Origin of the sequence: Pseudomonas sp. EA_5y_Pfl2_R50 (assembly GCF_963970475.1) — a bacterium.
Lineage (GTDB): Bacteria > Pseudomonadota > Gammaproteobacteria > Pseudomonadales > Pseudomonadaceae > Aquipseudomonas.
This window is the reverse complement of sequence record NZ_CAXAPT010000266.1, coordinates 1-218: the sequence shown is the minus strand read 5'-3', so window position 1 is coordinate 218 and position 218 is coordinate 1. Positions and strand designations below refer to the sequence as shown.

At 62.4% G+C, this 218-nt stretch carries 1 protein-coding gene; it reads right to left on the bottom strand.

Annotated elements, in window-relative coordinates:
- Nucleotides 1-218, bottom strand: a 218-nt coding sequence (locus AACY19_RS27755; protein ID WP_339454686.1) for an RHS repeat-associated core domain-containing protein, incomplete at both ends; no start/stop codon positions are given.

The window sequence follows — 218 nt, the reverse complement described above, 5'->3', positions numbered from 1 at the left end:
GCCAACTTGATCGGATCGGGTGTCAGATACCTTCCCAGCCGCGGGTCGTAATAACGGTGCCGGTTGTAGTGCAGCCCGCTTTCGCCGTCGAAATACTGCCCCTGAAAGCGCAGCGGCTGGTCCAGGTAGTCCTCGCCGGCGAGGGTGATCGCGGCGACTTTGCCGTAGGCGTCGTATTGCGCCGACCAGACGATGTCGCCGCTGTAGTCGGTGAGTTC